The sequence below is a fragment of the Acinetobacter sp. ANC_7655 genome (genome assembly GCF_056784015.1).
Genome location: NZ_JBWYJB010000010.1, coordinates 23,415 through 45,834, shown reverse-complemented (window position 1 = coordinate 45,834; position 22,420 = coordinate 23,415). Strand labels below are relative to the sequence as shown.

At 39.4% G+C, this 22,420-nt stretch carries 21 protein-coding genes; 13 read left to right on the top strand and 8 right to left on the bottom strand.

Features of this window, described 5'->3' with window-relative positions:
- The first annotated feature begins 87 nt into the window (after positions 1-87).
- The 5 genes from AC1M9N_RS10945 to bamJ (AC1M9N_RS10925) all read left to right on the top strand — a co-directional run bounded on the left by AC1M9N_RS10945 (position 88) and on the right by bamJ (AC1M9N_RS10925) (position 5,450).
- Complete coding sequence (locus AC1M9N_RS10945; RefSeq protein ID WP_481954749.1) at positions 88-1,191, top strand: polysaccharide biosynthesis/export family protein; 1,104 nt, start codon at positions 88-90, stop codon at positions 1,189-1,191.
- Positions 1,191-1,619: a low molecular weight protein-tyrosine-phosphatase gene (locus AC1M9N_RS10940; protein WP_481590661.1), complete on the top strand. Its 429-nt coding sequence runs from the start codon at positions 1,191-1,193 to the stop codon at positions 1,617-1,619. The genes AC1M9N_RS10945 and AC1M9N_RS10940 overlap by 1 nt, the downstream gene beginning before the upstream one ends.
- A gap of 17 nt (positions 1,620-1,636) precedes the next feature.
- Positions 1,637-3,823 carry a polysaccharide biosynthesis tyrosine autokinase gene (locus AC1M9N_RS10935; protein ID WP_481954748.1) on the top strand — a complete coding sequence of 729 codons (2,187 nt, stop codon included), beginning with the start codon at positions 1,637-1,639 and terminating at the stop codon, positions 3,821-3,823.
- A gap of 182 nt (positions 3,824-4,005) precedes the next feature.
- Entirely contained in the window at positions 4,006-4,713 is a 708-nt protein-coding gene (gene bamJ, locus AC1M9N_RS10930) for a BamJ family beta-barrel-assembly machinery protein (protein WP_481954747.1), read from the top strand.
- 47 nt (positions 4,714-4,760) lie between these two features.
- Positions 4,761-5,450 carry a BamJ family beta-barrel-assembly machinery protein gene (bamJ, locus tag AC1M9N_RS10925; protein ID WP_481954746.1) on the top strand — a complete coding sequence of 230 codons (690 nt, stop codon included), beginning with the start codon at positions 4,761-4,763 and terminating at the stop codon, positions 5,448-5,450.
- A gap of 72 nt (positions 5,451-5,522) precedes the next feature.
- Here the strand turns inward: bamJ (AC1M9N_RS10925) and murJ are convergent, their stop codons facing one another.
- Both murJ and ampD read right to left on the bottom strand, forming a co-directional pair.
- Entirely contained in the window at positions 5,523-7,076 is a 1,554-nt protein-coding gene (gene murJ, locus AC1M9N_RS10920) for a murein biosynthesis integral membrane protein MurJ (protein ID WP_481954791.1), read from the bottom strand.
- A gap of 68 nt (positions 7,077-7,144) precedes the next feature.
- The gene (ampD, locus tag AC1M9N_RS10915; protein WP_092767969.1) at positions 7,145-7,714 is read right to left on the bottom strand and encodes a 1,6-anhydro-N-acetylmuramyl-L-alanine amidase AmpD; all 570 of its coding nucleotides are present in this window, start codon (positions 7,712-7,714) and stop codon (positions 7,145-7,147) included.
- A 145-nt stretch (positions 7,715-7,859) separates the two neighbouring features.
- Here ampD and nadC point away from each other — a divergent pair, with 145 nt between their 5' ends.
- A complete protein-coding gene (gene nadC, locus AC1M9N_RS10910) occupies positions 7,860-8,705 on the top strand; it encodes a carboxylating nicotinate-nucleotide diphosphorylase (protein ID WP_481954745.1) in 846 nt (281 codons plus the stop codon).
- 433 nt (positions 8,706-9,138) lie between these two features.
- The gene (locus AC1M9N_RS10905) at positions 9,139-11,469 is read left to right on the top strand and encodes a DUF6351 family protein (RefSeq protein ID WP_481954744.1); all 2,331 of its coding nucleotides are present in this window, start codon (positions 9,139-9,141) and stop codon (positions 11,467-11,469) included.
- Positions 11,470-11,530: 61 nt separating this feature from the next.
- On the opposite strand, the gene AC1M9N_RS10900 is transcribed toward AC1M9N_RS10905, so the two are convergent.
- The 3 genes from AC1M9N_RS10900 to AC1M9N_RS10890 all read right to left on the bottom strand — a co-directional run bounded on the left by AC1M9N_RS10900 (position 11,531) and on the right by AC1M9N_RS10890 (position 15,571).
- Positions 11,531-13,762, bottom strand: a complete 2,232-nt coding sequence (locus tag AC1M9N_RS10900; protein ID WP_481954743.1) for a phosphocholine-specific phospholipase C — start codon at positions 13,760-13,762, stop codon at positions 11,531-11,533.
- A 309-nt stretch (positions 13,763-14,071) separates the two neighbouring features.
- Positions 14,072-14,788 (bottom strand): ribonuclease PH, encoded by a 717-nt coding sequence (gene rph / locus AC1M9N_RS10895; RefSeq protein WP_035270511.1) that lies wholly within the window; start codon positions 14,786-14,788, stop codon positions 14,072-14,074.
- Between the two features lie 204 nt (positions 14,789-14,992).
- Complete coding sequence (locus tag AC1M9N_RS10890; RefSeq protein WP_481610187.1) at positions 14,993-15,571, bottom strand: DJ-1/PfpI family protein; 579 nt, start codon at positions 15,569-15,571, stop codon at positions 14,993-14,995.
- A 142-nt stretch (positions 15,572-15,713) separates the two neighbouring features.
- Here AC1M9N_RS10890 and AC1M9N_RS10885 point away from each other — a divergent pair, with 142 nt between their 5' ends.
- Entirely contained in the window at positions 15,714-16,109 is a 396-nt protein-coding gene (locus AC1M9N_RS10885; protein ID WP_481954742.1) for a transposase family protein, read from the top strand.
- Positions 16,057-16,296, top strand: coding sequence for a transposase (locus tag AC1M9N_RS10880; protein WP_481613480.1), 240 nt, complete (start codon positions 16,057-16,059; stop codon positions 16,294-16,296). Before AC1M9N_RS10885 ends, AC1M9N_RS10880 begins: the two co-directional genes overlap by 53 nt.
- A gap of 15 nt (positions 16,297-16,311) precedes the next feature.
- On the opposite strand, the gene AC1M9N_RS10875 is transcribed toward AC1M9N_RS10880, so the two are convergent.
- Together AC1M9N_RS10875 and AC1M9N_RS10870 are read right to left on the bottom strand one after the other, a co-directional pair.
- Positions 16,312-17,454, bottom strand: a complete 1,143-nt coding sequence (locus AC1M9N_RS10875) for a fatty acid desaturase family protein (RefSeq protein ID WP_481954741.1) — start codon at positions 17,452-17,454, stop codon at positions 16,312-16,314.
- Positions 17,455-17,486: 32 nt separating this feature from the next.
- Positions 17,487-18,509, bottom strand: coding sequence for a flavin reductase family protein (locus tag AC1M9N_RS10870; RefSeq protein WP_481954740.1), 1,023 nt, complete (start codon positions 18,507-18,509; stop codon positions 17,487-17,489).
- A 176-nt stretch (positions 18,510-18,685) separates the two neighbouring features.
- Here AC1M9N_RS10870 and AC1M9N_RS10865 point away from each other — a divergent pair, with 176 nt between their 5' ends.
- The gene (locus AC1M9N_RS10865) at positions 18,686-19,330 is read left to right on the top strand and encodes a TetR family transcriptional regulator (protein ID WP_481596476.1); all 645 of its coding nucleotides are present in this window, start codon (positions 18,686-18,688) and stop codon (positions 19,328-19,330) included.
- Between the two features lie 28 nt (positions 19,331-19,358).
- Here the strand turns inward: AC1M9N_RS10865 and AC1M9N_RS10860 are convergent, their stop codons facing one another.
- Positions 19,359-19,976, bottom strand: a complete 618-nt coding sequence (locus AC1M9N_RS10860; RefSeq protein WP_180000355.1) for a thiol:disulfide interchange protein DsbA/DsbL — start codon at positions 19,974-19,976, stop codon at positions 19,359-19,361.
- A gap of 182 nt (positions 19,977-20,158) precedes the next feature.
- On the opposite strand from AC1M9N_RS10860, the gene ubiG reads away from it, so the two are divergent.
- From ubiG to AC1M9N_RS10845, 3 genes are read left to right on the top strand one after another with little or no spacing between them, the layout of a single operon-like run.
- Complete coding sequence (ubiG, locus tag AC1M9N_RS10855) at positions 20,159-20,875, top strand: bifunctional 2-polyprenyl-6-hydroxyphenol methylase/3-demethylubiquinol 3-O-methyltransferase UbiG (protein ID WP_035268814.1); 717 nt, start codon at positions 20,159-20,161, stop codon at positions 20,873-20,875.
- A complete protein-coding gene (locus tag AC1M9N_RS10850) occupies positions 20,872-21,558 on the top strand; it encodes an HAD family hydrolase (protein WP_481610182.1) in 687 nt (228 codons plus the stop codon). Before ubiG ends, AC1M9N_RS10850 begins: the two co-directional genes overlap by 4 nt.
- A gap of 24 nt (positions 21,559-21,582) precedes the next feature.
- Positions 21,583-22,329 (top strand): YciK family oxidoreductase, encoded by a 747-nt coding sequence (locus tag AC1M9N_RS10845; protein WP_035268812.1) that lies wholly within the window; start codon positions 21,583-21,585, stop codon positions 22,327-22,329.
- Positions 22,330-22,420 lie beyond the last annotated feature (91 nt).

Here is a 22,420-nt window from a genome sequence, read left to right as displayed (position 1 = left end):
TTCCTATAATATAGCTCAACAAATATCAGCTTAGATTTTTGAATCTATTTTAAATATTCTACTAATTAAAAAATGATAGGAATTCGAGTGAGTTACTACCGCTATAGTTTATTATTAGCACTCAGCTTAAGTTTTACAGGTTGCGCTGTAACTTCAGGTCTGCAAACTTATGATTTGCCAGAAGAAGGTGTTTTTCAGACGGATTTGGGGACTCAAGTCAATGTCATCAAACTCACTCAAGAGTCCCTTTTTGCTGTTCAACCTGCTCAAGTCAATGTCCATCATGATTTGGGGCATTTGTTTCTACAAAATCAAAAACAATATCTACTCAGCCCTGGCGATGTATTATCCATTTATCTATGGGCATATCCAGAAATTACACCACCCACCAATACCATTAATAATGAAGAAGCGATTAAATCCAATGGTTATCAAATCGACTCTCGTGGCTATATCCAATTTCCGATTATTGGACGTTATAAAGCGGCTGGCAAAAGTTTAGATCAAGTGAATCAAGAACTTCGTCAGTTACTTGCCCGTTATTTAAAAACGCCTGATGTTATTGCGCGAGTTTTGTCTTACCAAGGTCAACGCTATTCAGTACAAGGCAATGTCATGAAAGGTGGTCAATATTCACTGAATGACCAACCCACCAGTATCTATACTGCACTTGGTTTAGCCGGTGGTGTCAATACACAATTTGGTGCGAATACGTCGATTAGTCTGGTTCGCAATGGTCAAACCTATAACTTAAATTCAATTGAGCTCGAAAAAGCTGGGTTTTCACTACACAATCTTTTGGTACAAGCCAACGATACGATTTATGTAAACTCGCGTGAAAACCAAAAAATCTATGTCATGGGTGAGTCAGGTAAAAACCAATCTCTTCCAATGCGTGATCAAGGCATGACTTTAAGTGATGTGATTGGGGAGAGCTTAGGGCTAAATCCATTGTCTGCGAGCAGCAGCCGTATTTATGTAGTACGCAGTCAAGCTGACTCTCCGATAACTGAAATCTTCCATATGGATCTGTCCAGCATTGCCAATTTTGGCCTCGCCAATCAGTTTAAAATGCGAAGTAATGATATCGTGTATGTTGATGCAACGGGTCTAACACGTTGGCAACGTGTGGTCAACCAAGTTATTCCTTTCTCAAATGCTTTATATAATTTAGATCGTTTGGGGAATTGATGAATTTTAAAAATATCTTAGTGGTCTGTATTGGCAATATCTGTCGAAGTCCCATGGCAGAATATTTCCTAAAAGATGCATACCCTGATCGAAAAATTCATTCTGCTGGGATTTCAGGCTTAGTTGGCCATCCTGCAGATGATAAAGCATTACAATGTATGCAAAATTTCGGTATAAATATGCAAGATCATGTGGCGCGTAAACTGAATGCTGAATTGGTCAAAAATGCGGATTTGATTCTTGTCATGAGCCAGAACCAACAGAAGCATATCGAACAAACATGGCCATACGCAAAAGGCAAAACCTTTCGCTTGGGGCACTGGCGTGAAAAAAATATTGCGGATCCTTACCAACACGATCAAGCATTCTTTAATGACACCTGTCAGTTGATTCAGAATTGTATCGCTGATTGGAAAAAACACCTTTAATATTTTGAATAAAGATTATGAGTCAAACCGCGAATACCGAAGATACAATTGATTTAAAAGAATTATTTTTTTCATTAATCGCACAATGGAAATTGATTGCCCTGTTTGTAATTTTGAGTCTAGTCTGTGCTCTACTCTACTTGCGTACAACACCCGATACCTACGCTGTTGATGCTTTAGTTCAAGTTGAAGAAAGTAAAGGGACTTCAGCAGCACTTTTGGGTGATCTCTCAAGTATGATTGAGCAGAAACAACCCGCTCAAGCTGAAATTGAAATCCTGAAATCTCGATTAGTCCTTGGCTCAGTCATTGAAAATTTAAATTTAGATCTTAGAGTATCTGGTACGCAAAACTCTTTCTTTGATCGTTTATTTTCACCACATGACTATTCAACCAGTTATTCACGTCAATCCGTAATTTTTAACGATGACGAAAAATCTTTTGCTATTCCCCATTTCCATGTTCCTCAGAAATTTCGTGACCGTGCATTGGCACTTAATTTTACTGAGAAACAATTTACCCTGACGGATATAAAAACCGAAGAAGTGGTGCTAAAAGGTTCAGTAAACCAACTCAATCAAAGCTCTACCCGCGATGGCTTATGGAAAGTTGAGATTCGCACACAAGATCAATTAAATGACCGCTATCTCATCACCAAACAGTCTTTGCCTGCTGCGATGAAATCACTTTTGGCTAACTATTCAGTGGCTGAAAAAGGGAAAATGACTGGTGTTTTAGGATTAAACTATCAAGGTCAAGATAAAGAGCATATTACAAAAGTCCTGAATACGATTTTAAATGCCTACAGTCAGCAAAATGTAGAGCGACGTTCTGCTGAAACGGCTCAAACCTTGAAATTCTTGGATGAACAACTCCCAGAACTAAAACAACAACTGGATGTCGCCGAACGTGAATTTAACAAATTCCGTCAAGGCTTTAATACGGTTGATGTCACCAAAGAATCTGAATTGTATTTAACGCAAAGTGTTGCCTTAGAAACACAAAAAGCGGAACTTGAGCAAAAAGTGGCTGAAGCGGGTGCTAAATACACCAATGAACATCCGATCATGCAACAGATGAACGCTCAACTTGGCGCGATAAATAAAAAAATTAATGAATTGGATGGCACATTAAAACAACTCCCTGACTTGCAACGTCGCTATCTACAGTTATTCCGTGAAGTTGAAGTCAAACAACAGTTATATACAGCTTTGCTTAATTCGTACCAACAACTTCGCATTGCAAAAGCGGGTGAAATTGGTAATGTTCGAATTGTTGATACTGCAGTAGAACCAATTGAACCAATTAAACCTAAGAAACTGATTGTTTTAGTGTTATCGATATTTCTCGGCGGTTTCCTCGGAACACTTTTGGCGCTGTTACGTAATATGATGCGTTCAGGCATTAAAGACTCAAGTCAAATTGAAAATGAATTGGATCTGCCAGTGTATGCAACAGTACCGCGTTCTCCAGTGCAAGAAAGCCGCATTAAGATGCTGAAAAAGCATAAGAAAATCCCAATTCTTGCCATTAAGAATAGCGATGATATTGCGATTGAAAGTTTACGCAGTATGCGCACGGCGATTCATTTTGCGCTGAGTTCAGCTCGAAATAATGTGATTATGATTTCTGGTCCTGCACCTGAAGTGGGTAAATCATTTATTTCAACCAATTTAGCAACAATATTAGCGCAAGCCGACAAACGTGTTTTGATTATTGATGCTGACTTACGTCGTGGTTATCTACACAAATATTTCAATATTGACACACAGCCAGGTTTGACTGATTACATGACTGATCAGCATTCTCTACAAAATATTATTCGAGACACTGAAGTCGCTGGTTTAAGTGTGATCACTCGTGGTAAGAGTCCGAGCAATCCATCTGAGATGTTGAGTTCTGAAAAATTCAAACAATTGCTTGAACAACTTTCAACACAGTTTGATCATGTGATTATTGACACGCCACCTGTGCTTGCAGTGACTGACGGTATTATCATTTCGCAATATGCAGGTGTGAATATCGTCATTGCTCGCTATGCGAAGACACAAATGAAAGAACTCGAAATCACAGTCAATCGCTTCGAACAAGCCGGTGTGAAAGTAAATGGCTTTATTTTAAATGACATTCAACGTAATGCAGCAGGTTATGGCTATGGTTATAACTATGCGTATGCGTATAAAGCGTCAAAGGACAATGATTAATTATTGTCGATTAAAAGCCTGATCTATTCAGGCTTTTTTTATGCCTATCACGCACTGTATATTTGTGAAATTTTGTTGATTTCATTGAAATTCTATATCGCTGAAAGTGAATTGACGCTATGCTGTTTTGGTTCCGCGATTTTAGAATGTCGCACGTATAATTGAAAAAAATTGGAAATCTCATGAGTAAAGCTTTACCCATCGCTGTTGCTGTCATTTTAGGCGGTGCTGCGCTCGTCCCTGTTTATTATGCAAGTCAACATCCAACATCTGCGACAGTTTCTAGCATGACTGCTGATGCAAAACCGATTGATAAAATCAGTTATGCACTGGGTTATGAAGTTGCCAGCCAAACCCCTCCTGAAGTTGCCATTGATCCATTTATTGTCGGTGTTCGTGAAGCGCATGCTAAAAAAGAACGTGCCTATACAGATGAAGAACTGCAAACAGCTTATGTGGCTTTACAAAAAGAATTAGAAGAAAAGAAAGTCGAAGACTCTAAAGCTGCCAATGCACAAAGCAATAGCTTCCTTGCTGAGAATGCAAAAAAACCGAATGTTAAAACAACCGCTTCTGGCTTGCAGTACCTCGTCAGCAAAGAAGGTACAGGCAAACAACCTGCTGCAAACTCCGTGGTTAAAGTGCATTACACTGGTAAATTACTTGATGGCAAAGTCTTTGATAGCTCGGTTGAACGTGGTGAACCGATTGAATTTCCGTTGAATCAGGTCATCCCTGGTTGGACCGAAGGCCTACAATTGATGAAAGAAGGCGGTAAAGCAACCTTATATATTCCATCGAATCTGGCTTATGGTGAACAGGGTGTTCCTGGTACGATTCCACCAAACAGCACACTCATTTTTGATGTTGAATTAATCGAAGTCAAATAAGTTAATCAAAAGGAGAGCCTTCAGCTCTCCTTTTTTGGATTTGAATGATGAAAAAAATCTCTATATTAAGCAGTCTGCTGATCCTCAGCTCTGCCTCATTTGCTGCAAACATTAGCAATAAAAGTAATGAAAAAGATCAGCTCGGATATAGCTATGGCTACGTAATGGGACGTACTAATGCGGATACATTAAAAGATATTAATTTGGATGCTTTTATTGAAGGATTGAAACAAGGCTCAACCGGTCAAAAATCGAGTTTAACCGATCAAGAAATGGCGCAGGCTTTAACCAAATACAAAAAGCAAAGCGAATCGAAACAGCTGATTGAATTTCAAAAATTAGCTGCAGAAAATTTAAAATCTGGGCAACAATTTTTACAAGAGAATGCCAAAAAAGCAGGTATTGTCACACGACCAACAGGGCTGCAATATCAAGTGATTCAGCAAGGTCAAGGCAAAACGCCTAAAGCGACATCAAAAGTGAAAGTTCATTATGAAGGGCGTTTGATTGATGGCACGGTATTCGATAGTTCGATCGCGCGTAATCAAGCGGTTGAATTCCAAGTGAGTCAAGTCATTCCGGGTTGGACTGAAGGCTTACAACTCATGAAGGAAGGTGCTAAATACCGCTTCTTTATTCCTGCTGATTTGGCCTATGGTGAGATCGGTTCAGGCGATGCGATTGAGCCGAACAGCACCTTAATCTTTGATGTCGAACTTTTAAAAGTTTTGCCTTAATGTTCACATGACTTATAAAAAAACATCGCTTCCGCGATGTTTTTTTGTTTTATTTAGGGCCTGGTTGAAGCACTAGCCATGTTTTAATTGTCTTGGTCTAAAGCCAGTCGCAAATAAACCCAATACATAAGCAACCACACCCAATACACAGAGACCAAGCACTTCAAATACACGCATCCACGGTGCTACATCTGGGTTATACCAGCTTAGACCATACCATAAAGCTGCGATCATCACGGCGTTGCCCACCATAAATTGGAAAAATAACTTTTTCCAGTGCGGACCAAATCGGAATATTTCACGCTTGTGTAAATAGAAATATAGCATCCCTGCATTGACTAAAGCAGAACCTGTAGATGACAACGCCAATGCCATATGGAGTTCTTCCCAGCCCATCCATTTGAAGATACCAATAAAAACCACATTGAGGATGGCATTGGCTGCAACTGCCATTAGGCCAACACGTACTGGGGTTTTGGTATCTTGAATCGCATAAAATCCAGGAGCAAAGACTTTAATCAACATGAATGCCAAGACACCACCACTCATACATTGTAATGCCAAAGCGGTCATTTCTGTCGCTCGTGCATCAAAAGCACCGTGTTGGAACAGCGCTTGAATAATCGGTGTAGACAACATAAATAAAGCGATACTGGCTGGGATACCAGCAAATACGATGACACGTGCAGCCCAATCTAACATGGCCTTAAATTTAGTTTGATCCTGTTCAGCTTTACGCGCAGAGAGTGCAGGCAGAATCACCGTTCCAATGGCTACACCAATTAAGCCCAAAGGCAATTCGGTCATCCGTTCTGCAGTATAAAGCCATGACACAGAACCATTTTGCATAAAAGACGCCCAAATGGTATTGAGTAGTAAATTAATTTGTGTGACTGAAACCCCAAACAGTGCAGGCAACATTAGTTTTAAAATACGCTCGACACCTTCGTGCTTAAAATCAACTTTAGGTGGGATCAGGAGTTTTTTGCGCCACAGTTCCGGAATTTGTAGGGCTAATTGCAAAATGCCAGCAAACACCACTGCCCAACCCAATGCCATAATGGGTGTTTCCATATGTGGAGATAACCACAAAGCCCCTGCAATCATAGCAATATTCAACAACACTGGCGCAAATGCGGGTGTGGTGAATGAGCCATAGCTGTTTAAGATACTGCTGGCAAATGCTGTCAGCGACATAAACATCAGGTAGGGAATGGTGAGACGGAATAAGTCGACTGATAAATCAAATTTGGCTGCATCGGCATGAAATCCTGGCGCATAAACATACAATATCGCAGGTGCAACAATCATACACAGCAAAGTTAATACAGTCATCACGGTAAGCAAACATCCAAATACCCGACTAATTAGGATCTGAACTTCAGCATGGAGTTTGGTGGTTTTATATTCTGTGAGAACAGGAATAAATGCTTGGGAAAATGCACCTTCGGCAAAAAGACGCCTAAAAAAGTTGGGAATACGAAACGCTACGACAAAAGTATCGAAGTCTTTACCTGCCCCGAACACATTTAACAGCACCATGTCTCGAATAAGCCCCATGACACGAGACAACATGGTCATTGCACTCACAATAAAGGTGGATCGCCAAAGCGCCATCATATTCACCACTTAAAAAGATTGACGATATTGTAATAAAACTTCGCTTTTAAATTGTTATTTCATTCGACAAAGCATCATATTTTTCGTTGTTTTAATTGATCTCTAAAATAAGACCATTGAAAATGCGGTCCTGGATCGGTCTTTCGTCCAGGTGCAATATCTGAATGCCCTGCGATATGACTTTTAATTTTAGGATAAGCGTGTTGAAGTGTTGCCACTACCTCAACTAAAGCTTGGTATTGTTGTTCCGTAAAATCTTGATCATCACTGCCCTCGAGTTCAATGCCAATCGAATAATCATTGCATTCTGGATTTGCCATGTACGTAGAGCGTCCTGCATGCCAAGCACGGTCTTTAAAATTAACAAACTGTAAAATTTCGCCTGACCTTAAAATCAACAAATGTGCTGAGACCTGCATCCCTTCAATGGTTTTAAAATAAGGGTGTGCATTCCAATCTAATTTATTTTGGAAAAACTGCTCAATATAGCCTCCTCCAAACTGTGAGGGCGGTAAGCTAATATTGTGGATGACCACCAGTTGAATGTCAGTATGGTCTGGTCTTTGATTAAAATTTGGAGAAGCAATAAATCTTGCACCTTGTAATACACCATCTACCACTTGAAGCTTGGGTACATTCGACATGTGTGATCTCAATCCGTGTTTGCAACTTATGACAATTCATCCACGCTCATCTTTGAAAAAGACTTGGACGAAAAAAACAGCACCATTACTTGAGGTGCAATGGTAATATATTGCTCATTTTTCTGGTGCCTACAATAGGGATTTTATGAGCATACCGCAATCTTTGCTTGAACAATCAATTCAAATCAATATCCAACAAGCATTGCAAGAGGATATTGGTGAGCGTGATATCACCGCATTGCTGACACCTGAAGATGAACAAGCAACAGCAACCATTATCAGTCGCGAAACGATGATTCTTGCAGGGCAACCGTGGGTCAATGCTCTAATTAAAGCCTATGATCCAAGCGTTAATGTGATTTGGTTAAAGCAAGATGGCGATCAAGTTCAAGCCAATGAGGCATTTTTAAAACTTGCCGGCTCAGCACGCAGTCTGTTAACCGTTGAACGCCCAGCACTTAATTTTATACAAACCCTTTCTGCTGTTGCTACAAAAACGGCTGAATATGTGAAACATTTGGAAGGTTTAAATACCAAACTACTGGATACACGTAAAACATTACCTGGCTTACGTATTGCGCAAAAATATGCGGTGGGTGTAGGTGGTGGTCAAAACCATCGTTTAGGTTTATTCGATGCTTTTTTAATTAAAGAAAACCATATTATGGCTGCAGGTGGCATTCAGCAAGCAATCGACAAAGCGCATGCCATTGCACCAGGTAAACCTGTGGAAGTCGAAGTTGAAACTTGGGATGAGTTAAACCAAGCTTTAGATGCTGGTGCCGATATCGTTATGTTAGATAATTTCAGCCAACAACAAATGATTGATGCAGTCAAGCATGTGGCTGGTCGTTGTAAATTAGAAGCTTCAGGTAATATTACCATCGAGAACTTACGTGAAGTTGCTACTTCAGGCGTCGACTTTATTTCAATGGGTGTACTGACTAAAGATGTCAAAGCCATCGATTTATCTATGCGCTTTAACGCTTAATTGATTCAATCCTATCTCTCAATAAAAAAGGGGCTTTGCTCCTTTTTTTATTTGCTTAAAACTGTGATGCTACATTAACTTTATCGCAAGAATACAAAAAAATTTGAATTTATAAGGTCCTAGTTGATACCTTCCACGCTTTAAGATTATTTTTTAATCAAAATCATAATATGCCTATAGAATGCAAAGTAAATCATTAAATTTCAATTATTTATTTGCCTTAATTTTACAATTATTCAATTTTCTGTCATGGAATGCTGCCTAATTTTCATTCATAGTGAAGCCAATAAATACAATTAAACCATGAGTTCGCATTGTCTAAATAATAGGAGGGTGTCAACGCATAGACCATGCTGAATGTCAGTGAATAAATAAAAAGAAATGCAGTCATCGGATCGATTGCATCCACCATGTTGTACATTAGGGAAATCACATGAAAACGCAAATGATCTATACGCTTTTAAGCGTCGCGATTAGTAGCAGCTTACTCGTCGGTTGTAAAAGCTCCAGCGAATCTGGGGGGAATTCAGGCGGTGGTAATGGATCACAGCCAACTCCGACCAATCCAACTGATCCTGACAATCCAACGAATAAAATTGAAAAAGAATTCGTGACTGTTTTATCAACTCGCCCCGATCTTGTGACAGATAATGATGTATTGATCGAATTAGACCCATCGATTAATTTTAATGACGCAAATATAAGCATTCATTTAAATGGACAGGACATCAAATCTCGCTTTTCTAATGCTCACAATAGAGTGCTATTAGATGGATTACGGTTAGGGGAAAATCTACTTAAAATTGAAACACCAAATGAAATTCAAAATTTATATTTAAAAAATTTCAGTACCACAGGTCCTCTTTTATCTGGACCTCAAATTAATCCATGGACCTGTACCAACGGCTCGACTGATTTATTTTGCCGTAAACCTGTTCAATATAATTACTACTATCGGAATTTGGTCGGAACTTTACAAACCTATAATCCTGAGAAACCACCTTCGGCGGGTCTAATTTCCAAAATTAAGACCGATACAGGCGTAGAAGTACCATTTATCATTCGAGAAGAAGTCGGCTATCAAAATCGTGATGAATATCGGTTTGCTGTATTATTTAATCCTAATCAGCCTTGGACTGCGTTGAATCCACAACCCCAATTTAATAATAAGCTGTTAGTAACCCATGGGCAAAGTTGCGGAAATGATTATCAGTCTGCAACTGCACCTACCGTGGTTGCGACATCAACTTCTATTTTGCCAGATATTACCATCAAGGCTTTGGGCAAAGGTTATGGCGTCATGTCTACGGCGCTATCCAACAGTGGACATAACTGTAATTTGGCTGTTCAAGCTGAATCAATCATTATGGCCAAAGAACGTTTTATCGAACAATACGGCACTTTAGACTACACGATTGGACAAGGCTGTTCAGGTGGCGCGCTCGCATCTCAATGGGTAGCTAATGCTTATCCAGGTGTATACCAAGGTTTGTTAGTAACGTGCTCCTTCCCTGATGCATGGAGTACAGCGTCTCAGTTTGCTGATTATCATATTATGATCAATTATTTTAAAACAGCAGAAGGCCGCTCTTTCCTCCCTCATCAAATTAACCATATTCAAGGTCATATTTCTGAGATTAATGGTTATGTCAGTGAACTTGCGCAATTCGATGTTGCTCGACCAAATACAATTTGTAGCGGAATATCAGAAACACAACTGTACAATGCCACCTCAAATCCGAATGGGACACGCTGTTCAATTCAAGAGGCTGCTGTAAATTTATTGGGTCTCAGAAATCCAACTGAAGTTGATCCAAATACACAACAGCGTAGACAAATTTGGAGTCCTGTCGAAAACCAGCGAAATATTGGGTTTGCTAACCTACCAATTGATAATGTTGGTGTGCAATACGGGCTTCAAACCTTATTTGATGGTGTGATCAATGCTGAAAAATTTGTTTTATTAAATGAACGCCTCGGTGGAGTTGATATTGATATTAATCCAATTCCCGAACGGTTATATGCCACGGAGCAAGGTTTAAAAAATGCTTATCGAACTGGTTTAATCAATGTTGCCAATAATTTAGATCAAGTGGCGATTATTGATTGTCGTGGTCCAGATCCAGCGATCTTCCATGATGCTTACCGAGCATTCGCGATTAGAGCACGTTTAGACAAAGCACATGGACATCATAACAATCAGCTTCTGTATGGAGGTGATACCATTATGATTGGCGATCTTAAATGTTTAGAAATCAGTTTCGATGATATGAACCAATGGTTGGATCGCGTAAAAAATGATACAAGCAATTTACCTCTGCCACAGAAACTCACTCGCAATAAAGTAAATCTTAACGACTCATGTATCACATTAGGAATGATTCGAAGATCTGGGTTCTGCAATAACCTTCGTGTACCGGTCTATAAAACACCGCGAATGGTAGCAGGTGATCAAATTAGTACCTACGCCAATAAATGTAAACTACAACCACTCACACGTCGTCTTTACCCCAATATTAACTTTACAGATGAGCAATGGACTCGATTACAAAAAGTTTTTCCAGATGGTGTTTGTGATTACACCCAAGATCCTGTTGGGTTTGGTAAAACCTATCCGTGGTTAACCTATCAAAATCAAAATGGACAGAACAATGATGTCATTTATGGTGGTAAGCAACTGGATGAAGATCCAAATCGCCCTGAGGAGCTTATAATGCCTCAACTTCCGAAGGGTTGGATCTCTAATTCATTTCAACTGTCTTAATACCTGAATTTTTCAATTCTAAAAAAAGCCGTGAACATTCACGGCTTTTTTTACTTCATGTTTAAGGTTTAGGTTGCAATAATCCCATCATAGGATCAGTACATGTGTGCTGCCCTGTTTCAATACGTCCAGCAAATCGACGTTCATAAGCCTGCTCTCCCTGCTGTTGGGCGATTACCACATTAAAATCATACCATCCCCAAGACTCCGTTAAATCGAGATGAAGTTCAGCCTCATTCGCTTGTGTTTTGACAGCCCATACTTTTTGATTGTAGTACGCATTGTCTTTGACCATCATCTCCACAGCTTCAGCACCATCATGCCGTATTTTTAAAATTATTTTAGGTTGACAGGCTTCATAGCAAATTCGAATTTCTGGCAAATGATCTCTTTCAATTTGATGGTGAAGATTTCCTTTAAATGCTCGATGATAACCATTTGGTCCAAGTACCCAAAGATCATATTGATCATCTACTAGCTCCCAAACATCCTCAAGCTGTTTGCCTGCCTCCACCATAAAACGTCGAGGAATGGCATTTAAATCTAGTTTGTCATAGACATGGAAAACCGCACCTTGTTCTCCACCATTTGCGAAAATCAATTGTATGTTTCGACTTGCAACCTGTACGCGCGCGCTGGTATGTAATAAATAAGGTAATGCTCGAGAATGACGTATTCCCGATTCTTGCACAGGAAATTGTTGATTTGCTGGGACTGGAACCTTGCTGAGTTGCTCTTGCGAACGACGCGTATTGTCAGCTTCTTGTTTTGTTCTTTGCCCATTGAGTGTTGGCAGAATATTAAAGTTAGGTGTCTTAAAGTCAAACGCCGACGTAAGGTCACCACAGACTGCTCTACGATAAGGGCTAATATTAGGCTCTTGCACGCCAAAACGTTGCTCAAGAAATTGAATAATTGAAGTATGATCAAATACCTGAGAATTGACCCATCCCCCACGACTCCATGGTGAAATGATATACATTGGAACACGTACTCCTGGACCATACACACCATGCCAGAAGTTTTCATTCTTACCATTTTTAAATTTTAATTCAGGCTGTGCTATCGAACCTGATACAGGTGGGTGATTGAAATATTCATATGATATCTCTTGTTCTGATAACGTGGTTTTACCATGAACTTTTACAATATCACCTGCTTGATTGATTTCTCTTGATGGTGCAGACGGCGATGGTACATGATCAAAGAAACCATCATTTTCATCAAAATTGACCAGTAAAACCGTCTGACTCCATAACTCTGGATCTGCCGTTAAAGTGTTTAACAGTTCTTGCATGTACCACGCGCCTTGAACAGGACTTGATGGTCCCGGATGTTCACTATACGCTGCCGGTGCGACCACCCAGCTCACCTGTGGCAATTTACCGTCTAAGATATCTTGTTTAAATTGTCCTAATAAACCGCCGTCCTTAGGCATCGTATTGGCAATTCCCTTATAGAGAGGTTGTCGTTGATCAATACGCTCATCATATTCAGGTGACAAAATATTGGCATGGCTAACCGGCTTACCAGATAATTCATTGGCTTTACGATATTGCTTAAATCCTGCCAAAGGATTATCCGTAAAATTATCGGGCATATTTTGATAAACCTTCCAACTGATCCCAGCTTGCTGTAATCGTTCAGGATACGTGGTCCAGTCGTAACCGATCATTGATGAGCCAATACTATCAAACTCGTTGACTACACTCGCGACACCTGCAGCAGTTGGCCCGTTGGTCCCTGTCCAAATAAATTTACGATTGGGATTAGTTCCCGCGTGCATAGCGCAATGGTAGGCATCACATAAAGTAAATGCTTCCGCTAGTGCAAACTGGAACTCGAGCTCTTGTTTCTTAAAATAGCCCATGGATTGGGGTTGTTTATGTTCTACCCAATTGCCCATACGCCCACAATCCCAAGCGGCTTGACCATCCTTCCATGAATGAGGTGTGCCCGAAACACGTTGAGCATTGCCCAATGAACTGTCTAGGTGATAAGGCAAAATTTTATTTTTGTTGCCATCATACTGTTCCCACACCGCTCTTTTACCACTCAATGGAATGGTGAATCGATCACCAAAACCACGTACTCCTTTGAATGTTCCAAAATAGTTATCAAAAGAACGATTTTCTTGAGTCAAAATCACCACATGTTTCACATCTTGAATAGTGCCAGTTTCCACTTTTGCATCAATTGCTAAAGCTTTTTGAATACTCAGCGGAAAACTTGCTAATGCAGATGCACCCAATAATGTCTTGGTCGAATTTAAAATAAAGTCACGACGGTTCATACAATTATCCTGTTTTTATTCTTGTTATGGTTATGGAGCACAGTGGATTTCACAGCTTGGATCTGAAGGTTGCGGTTTGGATGTTTGGTTATCATCATCTCCCCCACAAGCTGTTAACAAAATACTCGGTGTAAGGATGAGTATAAAAAAATAAGCTCGCATGTAGTTATCCTTCTCGTTTTATGCGAACTCAGTGATACGCTTTTTTCGTGACGCTGCAATGAAGCTTCAATTGCAAATCTATGAAATAAAAAAAAGCACCTCTATCAAGGTGCTTTTTTACAATCAACGCATGCAATCAAATGCGAATTACCAGCCTAGTGCTTGTTGTTGCTTTTGAATTAACTCTTGAATGCCTTTCTCAGCCATTTCAAGCATTGCGTTACATTGCGTACGCGTGAACGGTTTATCTTCCGCAGTACCTTGAATTTCAATAAACTCACCCGCCTGAGTCATCACCACATTCAAGTCTGTTTGGCAGTTTGAATCTTCTTCATAACATAAGTCGAGTAGTACTTCGTCTTGATAAATACCAACAGAAATTGCAGCCACCAAACCTTTGAGTGGATCTTGTTTGATTTTCTTTTTCTCAAGTAATGAATTCATAGCATCAATCAAGGCTACCGCAGCACCTGTAATAGACGCTGTACGTGTACCACCATCGGCTTGAATAACATCACAGTCGATTGTAATCGTGTTCTCACCCAATTTTTTCAAATCCACCATGGCACGTAGACTACGGCCGATTAAGCGTTGAATTTCTTGAGTACGTCCACTTTGTTTACCACGAGCTGCCTCACGGTCACTGCGTGTATGGGTTGAACGTGGCAACATGCCATATTCAGCAGTCACCCAACCTTGGCCTTTTCCTTTCAAGAAGCGCGGTACTGAATTATCAACACTGGCAGTACAAAGAACTTTGGTATGACCAAATTCAACTAAAACTGAACCTTCTGCATAACGTGTATAGTTTCGAGTAATTTTAACGTCACGTAACTGGTCTAATGCACGCTGGTCAATACGCATAATACGTCCTAATTTTTACTTAAAAAAAGATTGGGCACATTATAGCAGATTGATGGCATCTAACTTTGTTATAAGTCCGTGTTTTAAATCTGACAAACTTAAATTTTGAAAGAATTAAGTCATACCTAAAAGCTCATTGAGAGCAAAAGAAAAAGCGATTTAATCCAACTTCGCATAAGGTGTCTTATTTTAATTTTAGAAAATCTATAAGTCAGTTTCAAATTCCATTCTTCTTGCTGTATTCAATGCAACATCTCTATTCGTTACTTTAGATACGATATATAGAGAAGCATTGATCCCTGATGATATCCCAGCAGAAGTTATTATCTTATTTTCATCTACAAACCTAACATCTTTCATAACTGTAATTTTAGGGTATTCTGCCTCTAAACGTGAAATATCCATCCAATGAGTAGTAGCATTTAGCCCATCTAGTAGCCCTGCCTCCGCTAAGATGAATGCTCCTGTGCAAATAGAGAATGTGATATTTGACGTTTCGTGTTTTAATTTTATCCAATTCAATAGATGAGTATTATATAGCTCGACTGTTTCAGCACCATATCCTCCAGGGATCACGAGAATGTCTATAGATGGACAGTTGTCTAAGAGGTAATCACTTCTTACTGCAAGACCATTTCTTGCTTTAATTTCATGTTTTTGTGCCACAGTAAACACATTAAAAAGCTTTTTATTATGATTATCTGTAGTAATAGCAAAGACTTCATAGGGCCCTGCAAAATCTAAGACCTCAACCTCATCAAATAATAAAATTCCAATATTCATTTTTTCACATCTATACTTTTAATTTTCGAAATAATAGTACTCAGAAATAAGATACTAGATCTCTTTCATAAATCAAAAAAAGATCTATCCCTTGCTGACTATTTGTACCGAATAATTTTAAATATTCATGCATAATTTGCGAATGAAATACATCGACTCAAAGAAGCTTTCTGAAACACATTTTAAGCGATATACAGGCATCTCATGGTCAACCTTTGATTTGATGGCTGAACAGCTAAAAATGCTTGTACCTGCTAAAGGTAGACTATCTAAGTTAAGTGTAGAAGATCAAATCCTTCTGTGCTTAAGCTATTGGCGTGAATATCGAACATTGTTTCATGTCGCAACGAGTTATGGTGTATCAGAGCCTACTGCTTCAAGAATCGTCCGCCACGTAGAGGATTGCCTGATCAAGTCCAATCTATTTAATTTACCCAATAGTTTGCCTGAAGGCGAAGGTATCGACTGGAATGTGGTGATCGTAGATGCTACAGAAATTCCAATACAAAGACCTAAAAAAACAGAAGAAAAGCTATAGTGGTAAGAAGAAAGCTCATACTTTCAAAGTACAAGCCCTTATCCATTATAGAACACAGCAAGTTCTGAGTTTATGCACGAGTTGTGGTGCTGTACATGATTTCGAGCTTTTCAAACGCAACCTGAATCAGATTCCTAAAGGTGCTTTTATTCTTGCAGATCAATGCTCCATGCCTTTCATGAATTAAACTAAATAGTGGTACTCAAGCAAATATTCCTCTTAATTTTCTTATAGATTGAGAAATTTTAGCTGTCTTATCATTTGGTAAAGAACATTTAGCTAAACGAACCCAAACGCTCCAGAATTGTTTCATAAAGTTAGCTTCATTATAGTGAATGCCATATTCCTCACATAATGCTTTAATTTTTGGCGCAGCTTCTGCATAGCGATTTGCAGGCATATCAGGGAATAAATGATGCTCGATTTGATGACTCAAATTACCACTCAAAATATGCAGCCATGATGTTCCCGTAAAGTTACTTGAACCTCGAATTTGACGTAAATACCATTCTGCTCGCGTTTCATTTTCGGTATTATCCATCTCAAATGTTTCTGCATCTTCAGTAAAATGACCATTAAAAATCACTGCAGATGACCATAAACTTCTAATCACATTTGCAACTGCATTGCCTACGAAGACAGGAAGCGCATTTGGACCAGCGATAATCGGGAAAAAGATATAATCTTTCACCACCTGACGTCGTACTTTTTTTCTTAATTTTTCAGCATCTTTCCACACTTGATTCCAAGATTTGGTTTTATAAACAAGCGCGTCTTCCAAGTGTAGGTTTTGAACACCGACATACCATTCAAAAAACACCATCAATTGAATCGCTAAGGGAATATTCAACAAAAATCTTGGTTCCCACGGTTGAGATGCTGAAACACGAAGTAAGCCATAACCTACATCATGATCCATCCCCACAATATTGGTATAAGTATGGTGTACATAGTTATGGGTATATTTCCAGTCATCGCCTGTTGAGATGGTATCCCAGTCATATGTCGCACCGTTTAAACTAGGATCATTCAACCAGTCAAATTGACCATGCATCACATTATGTCCAAGTTCCATATTTTCAACAATTTTGGACACACCTAGTAATCCTGTACCCACCAACCAAACAGGTGGAATCCAACCACCAAACATCAGCAATGCACGTGAGCCAATCTCGCTATAGCGAACAAAGTTACGAATCTTATAAATATATTTGGCATCTTGTTCACCCAAATTATTCATAATACTGAGTCGGATCTGCTCAACGCGTTGTCCAAATGCTTCAGTTTGCTCAGCGGTCAGATGTTTAGATTTTGATTGCCATGTTGTATTAAGTGACATATTCATTATTTTTTCCAGTCTTATACGATACCGTTAAATTACAAATTAATCACAACAGGGCTTACTGCCTGACTAATACATAATTTAATTTGTCGATTTGGCTCATGTTCAATTTCACCTGTGAGCATATTTTTAGTAGCGCCACTCACTTTGTTACAGACACATGCATTACAAATACCCATTCGGCATCCATGAGCGGGTCTTAATCCAGCCTCTTCAGCACTCACCAACAAACTTTTTTGAGCTTCAAACGATTTCTGACTGCGGATAAACGTGACAGATTGTTTTTCAATTTCTTCATCTACACGGATTTGAAAAAACTCTTGTTTGAGCTGATTGCTGATCCCCTCTTCATGACAAATTTGATTTACAGCTTGCATCATCGAAGTTGCACCGCATGCATAAATCTGTGCTTGCCTAAAACTTGGCATTAACTGCTCTAACAACGCCAATGTCAGATATTGTTTATGTTGGCGTGTATTAAAATAGTGATAATTAAAATGATCATGTTTTGAAGCGAGCTGTTGTAGTTTCACGTGGAACGCGTCATCTCGACAGAAATAAATCAAATAGATAGGTACAGATAATGTGTTTAAAGCCTTCGTAAGCAATGCATAAATGGCGGTAATGCCACTCCCCGACGCCAATAACACAATTGGCTGTTGAGTCGGCTCAAGCGTAAATTTACCTTGCGCTTGAGAAATTTCCACAACAGAACCTATCGCCAATTGGCTTAAACAATTCGACACTACTCCTTGAGCTCGGACAGCAATCACCAGATTACCTGTCGCAGAAATTTCCACAATCGAATAACTACGTTGTAGACGCACGCCTGCAATTACGACTGTCACTAAAACACTTTGCCCTGCCTCAATCTGTTGAAAATCGAAATTGTGATTTGGACATAAATGAATCTCATAGAAATCGTGACTAAGTGCCTGACGACTCACGAGCGATGCTTTGACTTTTTTCCAAGCCAAAGTTGGATGTATTTTTTCAGCGATAAAATCGACGAAATCTTCTCGAATCCATTCAGGACGATATGACAGATAACTACTCATCTCAAACGTTCCTCTTTTGTATTTCAATTTAATTGAGTGAACAAGTGTTCTAATAGTGAACATGTGTACACTATATTGATTTTGAAATTGAGTCAACACATGTTCACTGACATTCGTCGTTTAATTTTTATATTTTTTTGATAGACTCATCTCGACTTCACTTCTCAGGTTTTAAGATGTCTATACGCGATGAACGTAAACAACAAAGTCGTCAGGCTTTACTGGATGCCGCTTTGCGCTTAAGCACATCTGGCCGTTCATTTAGCAGTATTAGTCTGCGTGAAGTTGCACGTGAGGTTGGTTTGGTGCCAACAGCCTTTTATCGACATTTTCAAGATATGGATGAATTAGGCCAAGAGTTGGTGGATCAAGTCGCGTTATATTTGAAAACCGTACTTCATCAGCTCGGTCAAGGTTTGGCCCACCCTGATGCGAAAGCCGAAACCAGCATGGAACTTTTTTTTGAAGCCATCGATTTAAATACCCAACCTTGGATTTTTATGATCGCAGAGCGCTGGGGGGGGTCTGAAGTGGTAAGACGTGCGATTGCTCGTGAAATTGAGTTTCTAAATTCTGATTTGGCCAATGACCTACAAAAATTCGAAATCGTACAAAATTTTCATCAAGCTGATGATCTAAAAATGTTGTCGAATATTTTAATTAATTTATGTTTTACATGGGCAATGTCTTGGATTAGCTTGGGCCGTCAATATTCAGGTATGGAGCTTGAATTACAAAAATTAGTACTCAAAAAACAGTCCATTACCCAAATACGATTAATCTTTAAAGGGATTTTGAATTGGAATAATACTGAGGCATAAAAAAAACCCGCTCAATGCGGGTTTTCTATTATTTAGCTTTGCGCTCTTTATCCAATAGATAATCGACCACTTGTAACACACGGCCATTATCACCTTGTACGACATATTTCCCATTTACTACAACAGCTGGCACACCCGTCAATTGATATTGTTGCGCTAATTTATTCGCTTGAGAGACTTTGGCAGTAATTGCGAAAGAATTATATAAACTATTGAATTTCGCTTCTGGGATACCATACTTCGTAAAGAATTGTGCTTGTGATTTTTGGTCAAAAATCTGCTGACCTTTGTCATGGATCGCGTGGAATAGAGGCAAATGGGTACGTTTACGAACACCAAGAGCTTCAGAAACGTAGTAGCCACGTGCATTCTGTTCCCATACTTTGTTCATTGCAGCAGGTGTACGGACAAAATTCACATCTTTTGGAATTTTACGTAACCAAGATTGCATATGAGGTTCTAAAGTAAAGCAATGACCACAGCCATACCAAAAGAACTCACGTACTTCCAATTTACCAGCGACATCAACCTTTCCTGGGTTTTGCACGACCGTATAATCTTTGCCTTCAACAAAGTTCGCCATTGCACCTGTTGAAAGTGCCATCAGCACCGCAGCGGCAACGCCACTAAAAACCACCTTTTTCATTAAGTTTTTATCCTCTAAATCATTCTGATTAGCATATGGTTTCACTATAAAACAAATATGAGAAAATCGTTTTGATTCTGTGAACTTTTTTACAAGATTTATCGCTTTTTTTGGAATTAGCGATACACTAAGATCTGATATAAATTCTACCCATTAAAACGAACTTTGCTAAGGTGGCTGTAATGACTCAACTGAATGTTGACCCACAAGAAATTGCTAAATTTGAAGCACTTGCTGCAGTATGGTGGGATCAACACTCTGAGTTTCGCCCTCTCCATCAAATCAATCCATTACGATTGAATTGGATTGATGAACATGCAGGTGGTCTTAGTGGCAAAAAAGTCCTAGATGTGGGCTGTGGCGGCGGTATTTTGGCCGAAAGTATGGCACGCCGTGGTGCCGATGTCCTCGGTATCGATATGGGCGCAGCACCATTAAATGTCGCACGTCTGCATGCAGAACAAGAAAACGTAACCAATATCGAATATCGTCAAATTCCAGTTGAGCAATTGGCTGAAGAACAAGCTGGTCAATACGATGTCGTAACTTGTATGGAAATGTTGGAACATGTACCCGATCCAGCGTCAATCATTCAAGCATGCCAAAAACTGGTGAAACCAAACGGTCATGTATTCTTCTCCACAATTAACCGTAATCCAAAATCATATTTATTTGCGATTATCGGTGCAGAGTATGTGTTACGTCTTTTGAAAAAAGGAACTCATGACTATCATAAATTTATTAAACCTTCTGAATTAGCGCATGATATTCGTAACGCAGGTTTAAAACTTAAAGATATGACAGGCTTACATTACAACCCATTAACTAAACATTATTGGTTAGCCCCAAATGTCGATGTGAACTATATGGTTTACACCCATAATGAGGTGAATGAATGAAGGCCATACTTTTCGACCTAGATGGGACTTTAATTGACACTGCTGCGGATTTTATTCGTATTATTCAAGCAATGTGTCGTGAAGAAGGTCGAGAGATCGTAGATGCAGCCCTGATCCGAACTCAGGTCTCCGAGGGGGCTCGGGCGATGGTGAAATTGGTTTATCCTGAATTACAGGTTGATGATCCTATTTTCCTTGCACATCGTCAGCGCTTTCTAGATATCTATGGTGCTGATATTGCTGTGGATACAGACCTTTTTGCAGGAATGTATCCTTTAATTGAGGACTTGGAACAACGGGATATTCCATGGGGAATTGTGACAAACAAACCTCGTTGGCTGAGTGAGGCACTACTTCAAGCCTTAAACTTAACTGAACGTTGTGCCGTTCTCGTATGCCCAGATGATGTTAAGCACACTAAACCTGACCCAGAACCAATGTATCTCGCTGCTCAACAAATTAATGTTCCAGCTGAACAATGCATTTATGTTGGTGATCATCCACGTGATATTGATGCAGGTCGAGGCGCAAATATGTACACGATTTTGGCTGCTTACGGATATTTACCATTAGAACACAAAGATGACTTAGATTCTTGGCAGGCAGATTGTATAGTGAATGATGTACAAGAATTACATCAACACTTAATCGAATTGATCGAATCTCACCAAAAAACAGCTTAATTAGAACAATGAAGGAGGTCGCACATGAAATATTCAGAATATCAACCTCGCCCAGATTTATTGAAAGATAAAGTAATTTTAATTACGGGTGCAGGTGATGGCATTGGACGCGCAGCAGCGTTGAGCTATGCTTTACATGGTGCGACCGTCGTTCTTCATGGTAGAACGCTGAACAAGTTAGAAGTGATCTATGACGAAATTGAAAGTTTAGGTGCTCCTCAACCTGCAATTTTGCCACTGCAACTTTCTACTGCAACAGCATATGATTACGAACGTCTTGTGGAAACGCTTGACCAACAATTTGGTCGTTTAGATGGGATTTTGCACAATGCTGGGATTTTAGGTGAGCGCGTTGAATTGGCCCACTACCCTGCTGAAGTGTGGGATGATGTAATGGCTGTAAATTTAAGAGCACCTTTTGTTCTTACTCAACATTTACTTCCATTATTAGAAAAATCTCAAAATGCCTCTGTTGTTTTTGCAAGCTCAGGTGTCGGTCGTGAAGCACGTGCGAAATGGGGCGCATACTCAGTTTCAAAAATTGCCATTGAAGCGGTCAGTCAAATTTTTGCAAAAGAAAATGTCTATCCAAATATCCGTTATAACTGCATTAATCCTGGTGCAACACGAACAGCTATGCGTGCTAAAGCATATCCTGATGAAGATCCGAAAGTATTGGCAACGCCTGAACAAATCATGCCAGCTTATTTATATTTAATGGGCGAAGACAGTATAGGGATGAATGGTCAGAGTATTGATGCTCAGGATTAGTTTTTTCAAAATTACATGATGAGGATCGTCAGATCCTCTTTTTATAAATTATAGTTCTAACAAAACCTATTAAAAAATTTACCTTTAGATT

Coding starts and splice junctions, on each gene's coding strand:
- AC1M9N_RS10870 (WP_481954740.1), bottom strand. CDS start 18,509: ATGAGTAGTTATCTGTCATATCGTCCTGAATGGATTCGAGAAGATTTC.
- ubiG (WP_035268814.1), top strand. CDS start 20,159: ATGACTCAACTGAATGTTGACCCACAAGAAATTGCTAAATTTGAAGCA.
- AC1M9N_RS10850 (WP_481610182.1), top strand. CDS start 20,872: ATGAAGGCCATACTTTTCGACCTAGATGGGACTTTAATTGACACTGCT.
- AC1M9N_RS10905 (WP_481954744.1), top strand. CDS start 9,139: ATGAAAACGCAAATGATCTATACGCTTTTAAGCGTCGCGATTAGTAGC.
- AC1M9N_RS10900 (WP_481954743.1), bottom strand. CDS start 13,762: ATGAACCGTCGTGACTTTATTTTAAATTCGACCAAGACATTATTGGGT.
- nadC (WP_481954745.1), top strand. CDS start 7,860: ATGAGCATACCGCAATCTTTGCTTGAACAATCAATTCAAATCAATATC.
- AC1M9N_RS10880 (WP_481613480.1), top strand. CDS start 16,057: ATGCTACAGAAATTCCAATACAAAGACCTAAAAAAACAGAAGAAAAGC.
- AC1M9N_RS10935 (WP_481954748.1), top strand. CDS start 1,637: ATGAGTCAAACCGCGAATACCGAAGATACAATTGATTTAAAAGAATTA.
- AC1M9N_RS10890 (WP_481610187.1), bottom strand. CDS start 15,571: ATGAATATTGGAATTTTATTATTTGATGAGGTTGAGGTCTTAGATTTT.
- AC1M9N_RS10845 (WP_035268812.1), top strand. CDS start 21,583: ATGAAATATTCAGAATATCAACCTCGCCCAGATTTATTGAAAGATAAA.
- bamJ (WP_481954746.1), top strand. CDS start 4,761: ATGAAAAAAATCTCTATATTAAGCAGTCTGCTGATCCTCAGCTCTGCC.
- bamJ (WP_481954747.1), top strand. CDS start 4,006: ATGAGTAAAGCTTTACCCATCGCTGTTGCTGTCATTTTAGGCGGTGCT.
- AC1M9N_RS10885 (WP_481954742.1), top strand. CDS start 15,714: ATGAAATACATCGACTCAAAGAAGCTTTCTGAAACACATTTTAAGCGA.
- AC1M9N_RS10940 (WP_481590661.1), top strand. CDS start 1,191: ATGAATTTTAAAAATATCTTAGTGGTCTGTATTGGCAATATCTGTCGA.
- AC1M9N_RS10865 (WP_481596476.1), top strand. CDS start 18,686: ATGTCTATACGCGATGAACGTAAACAACAAAGTCGTCAGGCTTTACTG.
- AC1M9N_RS10875 (WP_481954741.1), bottom strand. CDS start 17,454: ATGAATATGTCACTTAATACAACATGGCAATCAAAATCTAAACATCTG.
- AC1M9N_RS10860 (WP_180000355.1), bottom strand. CDS start 19,976: ATGAAAAAGGTGGTTTTTAGTGGCGTTGCCGCTGCGGTGCTGATGGCA.
- rph (WP_035270511.1), bottom strand. CDS start 14,788: ATGCGTATTGACCAGCGTGCATTAGACCAGTTACGTGACGTTAAAATT.
- ampD (WP_092767969.1), bottom strand. CDS start 7,714: ATGTCGAATGTACCCAAGCTTCAAGTGGTAGATGGTGTATTACAAGGT.